This window comes from Skermanella sp. (assembly GCF_059503625.1).
Map to the genome: position 1 here is coordinate 1 of NZ_JCACHA010000991.1, position 6305 is coordinate 6305.

Sequence of the window (6305 nt, forward strand, 5' to 3'; positions counted from 1 at the left end):
TTGTCGGCTGCCGCTTCGCTCTACACCGACCTATGCGGCGAAAGTATTGTCACAGGTCAATCTCTCCGGCTCTTGGTATCACAAGCCAGTCAGGCGCGAGTTCAGCGAGCCTTTACGGCGTAGTGGCTGAGACTGCCGGTGTAGGGTTTGGGCAAGGGCCATGCGAGATCGCCGTGCTTGCTGGTCCCCAGCCCCAGGCGGACAAGTCCCTCGACCTGGACGACCGCCGCCGCGACGCCGTCGATCACCGGCATGCCGATCTCGCGCTGGACGGTGGCGACCAGATCGGCCATCCCGGCGCAGCCCAGCACGATGGCGCCGCTCCGGTCCTCGTCCCGTGCCCGCCGGCACTCGTCCAGGATGGTGCGGAGCGCCGCATTGCCGGTCTCCTCCAGGTCGAGCACGGGGATGTCGGTGCCGCGCACCTTGCGGCAGGCGTGGTGCATGCCGTAGCGCTCGACCAGATGCTCGGCGATGATGCAGGACCTGTTCAGCGTCGTGACGACCGAAAAGCCGGTGCTGATGAAGCTTGCGGCGTGCATCGCGGCTTCCGCGATGCCGATCACCGGGCCGGTGGCGATCTCGCGGGCCGCCAGCAGTCCGGGGTCGCCGAAGCAGGCGATGACGTAGCCGTCGCAGCCTTCTTCCTCGCCCTTCCGCACTTCCTCCAGCACGCCCAGGACGCTGACCGCCTCGTCGTAGTGGCTCTCGATCGAGACCGGGCCGAAGGCGGGATTGACCGCGACGATCTCGGTGCCGGGGGCCGCGATGGCGCGCGCGGCCTCCCCGATCTTCGCCGTCATGCCGGCCGTCGTGTTGGGGTTGATGACCTTGATCCGCATGGTATGCCTCAGGTTTGTCGGTCTTGGTTAAGTCAGGCTCTTACGGTCGCGGCGGCCGGCTCGGGAAGGGCTTCCGTCTCGTCCAGCGTCACGGTGACTTCGCCGTTCAATACCTGGTGGGCGCGCACCCGGTCGATGTCCTTTTCCCAGGCGCCAATCACGACGGTGGCGACCGCGTTGCCGATCATGTTGGTCAGCGCCCGGCCGATCCCCATGAACCAGTCCACCGCCAATACCAGCACCAGCCCCACGACGGGAAGCGTCGGGATCGCGGTCAGGGTGGCGGCCAGGATCACGATGGCCGAGCCGGGAATGCCGTGGGCGCCCTTGGATGTCACGAGCGACACGCCCAGTATGACCATCAGGTCGGTGAAGCTCAGCGGCGTATTGGTCGCCTGTGCGATGAAGACGGCAGCCAGCGTCAGGTAGATCGAGAAACCATCGAGATTGAACGAGTAGCCCGTGGGGATCACCAGACCGACGGTGGACTTGCCGACGCCCAGGCCTTCCAGCTTCCGCATCAACTGAGGCAGCACGCTGTCGGACGACGCGGTGCCCAGCACGATCATCAGCTCTTCCCGGATGTAGCGGAGGAACTTGACGATGCTGAAGCCCGCCACCCGCAGGATCAATCCCAGCACGCACAGCACGAAGACGATGCAGGATGCGTAGAAGATCAGCACCAGCATGCCGAGCTGCGCCAGCGAGCCGACGCCGTACTTGCCGACCGTGAAGGCGATGGCGCCCAGCACGCCCAGCGGGGCCAGCCGGACGATGAAGAACATGATCTCGAACAGGATGTGCGAGGTGCGCTCGATGAAGGTCACGACCGGAGCCGCCCGTTCGCCCAGGAAGGACGACGCGGCGCCGAACAGGATCGCGAACAGCAGCACTTGCAGGATGTCGCCCTTGGCGAAGGCGTCGGTGACCGTGGTCGGGATGATCTTCAGCAGGAAATCGACCGTGCCGTGCCGGACCTCGCCGGCCCTGTCGGCATAGGCCGACATCGCGGCGGCGTCCAGCGTGCTCGGGTCTATGTTCATGCCGACTCCTGGCTGGAGCGCGTAGGCCAGGATCACGCCGATCAGCAGCGCGAAGGTCGTCACGATTTCGAAATACACCACCGCCTTGATGCCGACCCGGCCGACCTTCTTCAGGTCGCCGGCCTGCGCGATGCCAAGGACGACCACGCAGAACACGATGGGCGCTATGATCATCTTGATCAGCTTGATGAAGCCGTCGCCCAGCGGCTTCAGCGCCTGGGCGAAGTCCGGCCACACCGCGCCGATCAGGATGCCCAGCACGAGGGCCACGACGACCTGGAAGAAGAGGGACTTGTAGAGCGGCTTGCGCCCGGCGGCCTGAGGCGTGCCGTGAGTTGCCATCTGTCTGCCTTCCCTGTTTCGTTGCGCCATCGGCGCGTTACGACTTTAGGTTTGGGATACCTTGGCGGCGCTGCCGCCGATCTCGTGACCCGCCATCAGTTCCAGCGTCTTGACGATCGCCGAATGGTCTAGCCGTCCTCCGCCCTGAGCGGCACAGGCGTTGAAAAGCTCCTGCGCCGTGGCGGTATTGGGCAGGCTCACCTGCAATTCCCTTGCCGATTGCAGGGCCAGGTTGAGGTCCTTCTGGTGAAGCTCGACCCGGAAGCCCGGTTCGAAGTTCCGCTCGATCATCCACTCGCCATGGACCTCGAGAATCCGGGAACTCGCGAAGCCGCCCATCAGCGCCCGGCGCACCCGCATCGGGTCGGCTCCCGCCTTGGAGGCGAATACCAGCGCCTCGGCGACTGCCTCCAGCGTGAGCGCCACGATGATCTGATTGGCAACCTTGGCAGTCTGTCCGTCGCCGGCGGACCCAACCAGGGTGATGGTCCGGCCCATCAGTTCCAGGACCGGCTTCACCCGCTCGAAAGCCGCCGGAGAGCCGCCCGCCATGATGGAGAGCGTGGCGTTCCGGGCGCCGACGTCGCCGCCCGACACCGGGGCGTCGACCCACTCGCAACCCCGTTCGGCCAGCAGCTTGGCGAACTTCTTCGTCGCCATCGGGCTGATCGAACTCATGTCGATCAGGATCTTGCCGCGGCCCAAACCCTCCGCGATGCCGTCGGGACCGAAGACCACCGCTTCGACATCGGGCGTGTCCGGGACCATCGTGATGACGGCGTCGCTCCGCTCCGCAACCTCTCGCGGCGACCCGCAGACGACGGCGCCCGCCTCGACCAATTCCTGCGGCGGCGTGCCCCGGCTGTATATGTGGAGCGATTGACCGCCCCGGATCACGTGTCCGGCCATGGGGCGGCCCATGATGCCGAGGCCGATGAAACCGATCTTCATGTCCCGCGTCTCCCCCGTGTCGTTGTTCTTCCATGCCTTCGGTTCAAGGCCTTGTCGTTGTTGAGAGAAGGTTAACATCGTAAAAAGATTTTTTCACTAGGTATATCGACCAAAAACGAATTTCCGTACCACAATCCCTGTCTGACTGGAAAGTTTATTCGTGATGAGGGGTTTGATGGAGCGCACTCGGCGATTATGGAAAGAAAGTGTTCCTAATGAAAATAGATTTTCATGGCTATACCCTTATCCCTATGGAAGCTCACAGCCTGCCCCAATCGCTGTCCGCCCGGATCAGGTCCTGCTACGAGGATCTGTCACCCACCGACCGCAGGCTGGCCGACCTGATGCTGGAATATCCCGGTGATATCGCCAGCTATTCAGCGTCCGAGCTGGCGCGGCTGACCAGCGTCTCCAACGCGGCGGTCAGCCGCTTCGTCCAGCGATTGGGCTTCCGCAACTACGAGGAACTGCGCGTGCTGGCGCGGGAGGCGAAGTCCTGGGGATCGCCGCTCTACCTGATGAACCATGCGCCGGCAGCCAACGGCGCCGACTTCGTCAACGCCCATCTCCAGGCCTGCGCCGACAATGTCAGCGGCACCTTCCAGCAGATCGACCCCGCCGTGATCGATGCGGTGGCGGAGGCCGTGGCGTCGGCCCGTCAGGTCTGGCTGGTCGGGTTCCGCAACAGCTATTTCCTGGCGGGATACCTGCGCTGGCAGTTCGTCCAGGTCCGCGACGGCGTCCGCCTGCTCCCGGTGGCGGGAGAGACGCTGGGGGAATACACCGCCTGCTTCGAGCCGTCCGACGTCGTCATCGTCTTCGGCCTGCGCCGCCGGGTGAAGGAGATCGGCAAGATCACCACCGCTGCCCGCCAAATGGGATCGAAGATCGCCTATATCGCCGACCACGGCATGACCGCCGACACCGGCGCCGACTGGCTGCTTCGCTGCAACACGCGCTCCCATGGTCCGCTTGACAACCATGTCGCGGTGCTGGCGCTCTGCCACATCCTGGCCAATCAGGTCATCGTCCGGACCGGCGCGCAGGGGCGCAAGCGTCTGGCGCGGATCGAGGAAATGCACGAGAACCTGGACGAGTTCTGAAATTACGGCGAGTTCAGCCGACGAGCATCGAAGTTGCGCCGCGATTGCGCCATAATTGCGGATGTGCTTGGCGCGGCAACTTTTCAGTCATCCAATCCGTTGAGTGCTGACAACGGGGGCATAAGCCCCCGACTCAAAAGCGCATAGAGGATGATATGAACACCAAGCTCGGCTTTTCCGCCACAATGCTCGCCGCCAGTCTCCTGGCAACTCCGGCTTTCGCCGCCGACAGCGACGACTACAAGGCTTTTTCGCAGGCCAGCACCTCGCTGACCCAGGCGATCCAGGCCGCAGAACAGGCCCAGGGCGGACAGGCCCGCGCCGTCGATGCGGAGTTCGAGCGCGACGACGGCAAGTCCCAGTACGAGATCAAGGTCATGAACGGCGATCAGGTCATGACCTACCATATCGACGCGGCCACGGGCCAATCGACCAAGGCCGAGGAGCAGGGCCGCCTTGCCGACTTCCTCGGCGTCAACAAGGTCGATGCCGGCAAGCTGAACGGCGCCAAGACGACGCTGATCCAGGCGATCGGCGTCGCCGAGCAGAACGCCAACGGCAAGGCCATGGAAGCCGAAATCGACGAGGACAGCGGCGGCATCCATTACGAGGTGACCGTGCTGGTCGGCGACGATACCCGCGAGGTCGAGGTGGACGGTTCCACCGGTGAAGTTCTCAAGACCGAGCGCTGATAAAACGGCTCCGCCATCGGTATCGATATCGCGATACCGATGGCGGCAGAACTCAGGAATCGCGGAATTTCCATATTACTAATTGAAATATCCGGTAAATAATTCCACATATGGAAAACTTTTCAAGTCTCGGTTTCAGGATCGGCAATATGGCCATGCGCGCTGGGTTCAACTTGCACCACTCCGATTTGCAGGAGTTTCTTTCCGCTCCGGTATGGGACGAGAAGAGCGGCACGCCGCTGAGCATCCTGTCGGCCATGGCAAGACTTGGCATGGACCCTTGGGGCGAGGCAGCCCGGCTGGCGGAGATGCCGCGCGCGGGCGCCGCTGCCGCTCTCGCCGCGATCCTCGCCCGGCTGCCCAGAAGCGGTCCGGAACTGCCCGACTATTTCCATATCTCGGAACGTCTGGTTCAGTTCCTTCCCGAAGGCGGCTCCAAGCCCGCGCCCGACACACATGGGGCCAGCGGCACGGCCGCCGCAGGCGGCATGATTACCACGCAGAATATTGGCCTCATCGTGGTGGCTGCGGTCGTTGCGGTCTTTCTTCAAGTGAACGGCTGGCTGTTCTGACGGCGCGGCGGGTGGAAGAACCCCCACCGGGGGTCCTTCCGCTCTCGTCATCCCGTCCCGGCGTCAGGACTCCTTCGAGCTTTTCGCCTTCCGGTCGACGTCCTCGACCGTGACGTCCTGGCGGCGGACGGTCCCGCTGACGGTAACGTCGCGCTCGCCGGAGTTCTTGCTCAGGCTGACTTCCTCGACCACGTGCGCTTCCTTGGACACCACCGGCTTTTCGGTGTAGCCGCTGACTTCGACCGAGGTTTCCTTGAAGGCCTTGTCGGCCTCTTCCGGCTTCAGCGTCTTGTCCGCCTTGGTGCGCTCCACCTCGACGCTTTCGTCATGGAGCGTGACCGTCTGCTCGACTTCCCGCTCGCTGACTTCCGTCGTCAGGCGCTTGCCGGCAGAGACCTTCCTCTTGCCGACGTCCAGCGACTCCTCGATCACCTGGGCGGAGGTGTCTTCGCCGGCGCTCTCCAGCAGGGCTTCCGGGGTCAGCACGTCGAAGCGCCGCATCGTGCTCAGGGCTTCGTCGGCCTTGTCGTCTTCCACATCGGCGACGACCAGGACGCCGCCCTTCTGAAGCGCTTCGCCATAGCGGCGAGCCTTGTCCTTGTCGTAGCCGGCTTCCACCAGGCGGTCCGTGGTCTCATCGATGCCTGCCTTGGTCATCGTCTCGATCTTGTCATCATCGAAGCCGGCCTTGCCCAAAGCGGTGACCACCTTGCGGGCGATGTCCTGGGTTTCGAACAATCCAATGATGGATGTTGGCATG

At 63.8% G+C, this 6305-nt stretch carries 7 protein-coding genes; 3 read left to right on the plus strand and 4 right to left on the minus strand.

Features of this window, described 5'->3' with window-relative positions; all coding sequences use genetic code 11:
* Window positions 1-101: 101 nt before the first annotated feature.
* Genes AC5JJ6_RS36280 through AC5JJ6_RS36290 form a run of 3 tightly spaced genes read right to left on the minus strand, consistent with a single transcriptional unit; the run spans window position 102 to window position 3256 of the window.
* Window positions 102-842, minus strand: coding sequence for an aspartate/glutamate racemase family protein (locus tag AC5JJ6_RS36280; protein WP_496046692.1), 741 nt, complete (start codon window positions 840-842; stop codon window positions 102-104).
* A gap of 32 nt (window positions 843-874) precedes the next feature.
* Window positions 875-2227, minus strand: coding sequence for a dicarboxylate/amino acid:cation symporter (locus AC5JJ6_RS36285; protein WP_496046693.1), 1353 nt, complete (start codon window positions 2225-2227; stop codon window positions 875-877).
* 45 nt (window positions 2228-2272) lie between these two features.
* Window positions 2273-3256 (minus strand): 2-hydroxy-3-oxopropionate reductase, encoded by a 984-nt coding sequence (locus AC5JJ6_RS36290; RefSeq protein ID WP_496046694.1) that lies wholly within the window; start codon window positions 3254-3256, stop codon window positions 2273-2275.
* Between the two features lie 137 nt (window positions 3257-3393).
* Here AC5JJ6_RS36290 and AC5JJ6_RS36295 point away from each other — a divergent pair, with 137 nt between their 5' ends.
* The 3 genes from AC5JJ6_RS36295 to AC5JJ6_RS36305 all read left to right on the plus strand — a co-directional run bounded on the left by AC5JJ6_RS36295 (window position 3394) and on the right by AC5JJ6_RS36305 (window position 5545).
* The gene (locus AC5JJ6_RS36295; protein ID WP_496046695.1) at window positions 3394-4281 is read left to right on the plus strand and encodes a MurR/RpiR family transcriptional regulator; all 888 of its coding nucleotides are present in this window, start codon (window positions 3394-3396) and stop codon (window positions 4279-4281) included.
* 155 nt (window positions 4282-4436) lie between these two features.
* Complete coding sequence (locus AC5JJ6_RS36300) at window positions 4437-4973, plus strand: PepSY domain-containing protein (RefSeq protein ID WP_496046696.1); 537 nt, start codon at window positions 4437-4439, stop codon at window positions 4971-4973.
* Window positions 4974-5122: 149 nt separating this feature from the next.
* On the plus strand, window positions 5123-5545 hold the full coding sequence (locus tag AC5JJ6_RS36305) for a hypothetical protein (RefSeq protein WP_496046697.1): 423 nt from the start codon (window positions 5123-5125) through the stop codon (window positions 5543-5545).
* A gap of 63 nt (window positions 5546-5608) precedes the next feature.
* On the opposite strand, the gene AC5JJ6_RS36310 is transcribed toward AC5JJ6_RS36305, so the two are convergent.
* A partial coding sequence (locus tag AC5JJ6_RS36310) for a YsnF/AvaK domain-containing protein (RefSeq protein ID WP_496046698.1) occupies window positions 5609-6305 on the minus strand: 697 nt, incomplete at its 5' end.

What these genes read in the sequence shown, in the direction of transcription:
- AC5JJ6_RS36280 (WP_496046692.1), bottom strand. Translation starts at nt 842, where the DNA reads ATGCGGATCAAGGTCATCAACCCCAACACGACGGCCGGCATGACGGCG.
- AC5JJ6_RS36285 (WP_496046693.1), bottom strand. Translation starts at nt 2,227, where the DNA reads ATGGCAACTCACGGCACGCCTCAGGCCGCCGGGCGCAAGCCGCTCTAC.
- AC5JJ6_RS36290 (WP_496046694.1), bottom strand. Translation starts at nt 3,256, where the DNA reads ATGTTAACCTTCTCTCAACAACGACAAGGCCTTGAACCGAAGGCATGG.
- AC5JJ6_RS36295 (WP_496046695.1), top strand. Translation starts at nt 3,394, where the DNA reads ATGAAAATAGATTTTCATGGCTATACCCTTATCCCTATGGAAGCTCAC.
- AC5JJ6_RS36300 (WP_496046696.1), top strand. Translation starts at nt 4,437, where the DNA reads ATGAACACCAAGCTCGGCTTTTCCGCCACAATGCTCGCCGCCAGTCTC.
- AC5JJ6_RS36305 (WP_496046697.1), top strand. Translation starts at nt 5,123, where the DNA reads ATGGCCATGCGCGCTGGGTTCAACTTGCACCACTCCGATTTGCAGGAG.